Genomic DNA, 2,948 nt, shown 5'->3' on the forward strand with positions numbered 1-2,948 from the left:
TCCAGTGAAACACAAATCGCGATGTGGTTGCGATCCATCAATTGGACAAAGTCATCCAGAGCTTCTTTGCTATCACGCAGCCGGTAGTGGAAATGGGTGTGAACGTCCACGACCGGCATCGCCGCAGAGTGTCGCGGAGTTTGGGGCACCACCAGTTTCGAATTGGGACGAAAATTCCGGAGCAATAGTTCGCGTCCGTCACGCCCATCGAGTGGCAGCTGCAAGGGCGACGCAGCCGGTTCACCCCCGGCCGGCCGGCGTGTGTCCTGCGGCGGCGGATTTTGGGCGATGGACATTTCCGGTGCGATCCAGGCGCCGGCCAGGACGAGGACCAGGGCGACGGTCAAGGTGCCAAATGGGATTCGCGGCGGTAGACGAAGGCAGCGTCCGATGCAAAGCTTTGTCGCCACCGCGGCGACCGTGGAGGCCCCGGCCGCTACAATAAAAAACGGTGATCGTGGAAGATGAAATGGCATCGAAGACGAGCGAGGGGCTCCAAGAGGGCGAGAGTGACGGAGTGAGCAACGAAGACCAAACGCAGTATCAAACCGAGGGCGGCCGATCGACCAGCAAAAAGCTGTCGATGCAGGCAACGACGCCACCGGCCGATGTCCCAGGGTATCGGCTGGAACGGTTTTTGGGCAGCGGCGCGTTCGGCCAAGTCTGGGTCGGGCGGGATCTGAACACCGGTCGACCCGTCGCGATCAAGTTTTTCTTGCACCGTGGCGGGGTGAATTGGTCGCTGCTGAGCCATGAGGTCAAAAACCTCGTGCAATTATCCTCAGATCGCCACATCGTCCAAGTGCTGGAAGTCGGCTGGGACAGCGATCCGCCCTATTATGTGATGGAGCTGGTCACCGGGGGGTCACTCGAAGACGAGCTGACCGTGCGTGGGGCGTTGCCGGTTGCCGAGTCGGTCCAGATGTTTCGCAAAATCTGCGTCGGGCTCAACCACAGCCACAGCAAGGGGGTTTTGCACTGCGATCTCAAGCCGGCCAACGTTCTGCTGGGCGAAGACCACGAGCCCCGGTTGGCGGATTTCGGCCAGAGCCGAATGACGCACGACCAATCGCCTTCGTTGGGCACGCTGTTTTACATGGCCCCCGAACAGGCCGACCTGGAATCCTCACCCAGCAGCGCGTGGGACGTCTACGCCGTCGGCGCGATCATGTACCGGATGCTGACCGGCGGCCCGCCGTATCGCGAAGATTCGATCATCGAACAACTCGACACCGCCGGTTCGCTGCCCAAGCGGCTGCAGCGCTACCGCGAGTCGATCCAAAAAGCCTCGCCGCCGGTTCGGCACATCCAACGCGCCGGCGTCGACCGTGAATTGTCACGGATCGTCAGCTGCTGTTTGGCGGCCAATCCCGACGACCGCTTCACCAACGTTCAAGAAATTTTGGACCGTTTGGATCGCCGAGACGAACTGCGCGCGAAACGGCCGCTGATGGTGCTGGGGATTCTGGGGCCCATATTGCTGTTGGTCGTGACAAGTATTTACGCGATCCGCACCATCAATCGCGCCAGCGAAGAAACGAAGCTGGCGTTGCGCAAAGAAGCGTTCAGCAGCAACGAGTTGGCGGCAAAATTTGCCGCGCGAACACTCGAAAGCGAACTCGAACGCTATTTCCGGCTCTGCCGCGACGAGATCAACGAGCCCGATTTTCGCGCCACGCTCGCCGCCGCACTCGATGACCCCGCGGTCAGTCGCAATCTAAAAATCATCGCCGACCAGGGCACCAGCGCCTTGGCGTTGAAGATGGTCGAGACGCGCGACACCCTGCTGGACCTGCCCGCCCGCATCGCGTTGGATGAGTATCTCGACAAACGCTTGGAACAATACACCGATGAGGCGGACGATTCGCGGGTCCCACGTTTGGCGACGATGTTTGTGACCGACCGTTCGGGGACGATTTTCGCGATCGCTTACGACAACCCCGTCGCCCGCGAGCAAAACAGTGCCGGACGCAACTATGCCTACCGGACGTATTTCCACGCCCTCAAGAATGACCTGCCCCGAGACACGCCGATCGACTCGATCAAACCACTCGATCACATGCACCTGTCGGCCGCGTTCCAATCGACCGCCACGGGGTTGTGGAAAGTCGCAATCAGCGGGCCCGTCTACTTGTCCGGCGACCGGTCCGGCGAACCCGACGCCGTGTTCGTGGCCACGGTCAACTTGGGTGATTTCGAATTGCTGCAAGGCGACGAGGGTGCCAACCAGGTCGCGGTGCTCGTCGAGGCCCGTGAAGGCAAGGTGCGGGGAACGATCTTGCAACACCCGTACCTGGAGGCCCGACACCGGGCCGGGATGCGCAACGCGGGCGACCCGTTCAAGGTCGACGCGGAAAAGATGGACGATCTGTTGCGTGGCGGCGATGTCGACTACCAAGATCCCGTGGCCGTCGCCGACGATGGCCAGGCCTACGGGGGGCACTGGATCGCGGCAATGCAGCCGGTCGCGGTGCCCGGTGAAGGCAAGTTTGGTTCCGGCGGCGACAACCAGGCCGATCTACTGGTGCTGGTGCAATACCGGCTGAGCAAAGTGTTCGCGCCGGTCGCGGCGATGGAGCAAACGTTGCACTGGGAGGGGGCTGCGGCAATGCTTTCGATCCTGGTGGTCAGCGGCACGCTTTGGATCTTTGTCCGCCGGGTCGGCGATGATCGCGTCCATCGCAGACATCGCCGAGATCATGACGAGCCGGAGGCGTCGGCGACTGAACGCGAATCCTCCCAACGCGACACTTCCAAACGCGCCGCGGACGTTGACGTGACCGAAACGCAACAGATGACACCGTAGCTGAGGGCATTCGCGTGTCGGCCGGCGGGAGCCCAGTGTCACTTACTTTGGCGCTGAGGGAGATAGCGGAACGGCGCAAGCCGTCCGGTTCCAGCTTGGAAACACCGTGAAAGACCGGAGGGCTCGCGCCCTGCCGCTAACA

General features: G+C 61.8%; 1 protein-coding gene and 1 pseudogene. One reads left to right on the top strand and one right to left on the bottom strand.

The annotated features are described in order from the left end of the window. A pseudogene (locus ABX749_RS27995) lies at window positions 1–296 on the bottom strand (amidohydrolase); the annotation flags it as partial. Window positions 297–469: 173 nt separating this feature from the next. Here ABX749_RS27995 and ABX749_RS28000 point away from each other — a divergent pair. Continuing rightward, window positions 470–2,806, top strand: coding sequence for a serine/threonine protein kinase (locus tag ABX749_RS28000; protein ID WP_372898930.1), 2,337 nt, complete (start codon window positions 470–472; stop codon window positions 2,804–2,806). Window positions 2,807–2,948: the final 142 nt, after the last annotated feature.

The sequence above is a fragment of the Stieleria sp. genome (assembly GCF_041595215.1).
In the GTDB taxonomy this organism is placed as follows: domain Bacteria; phylum Planctomycetota; class Planctomycetia; order Pirellulales; family Pirellulaceae; genus Stieleria; species Stieleria magnilauensis.

Bases quoted from the DNA above. Each gene is read 5' to 3' on its own strand.
- ABX749_RS28000 (WP_372898930.1), top strand. From the start codon at position 470: ATGGCATCGAAGACGAGCGAGGGGCTCCAAGAGGGCGAGAGTGACGGA.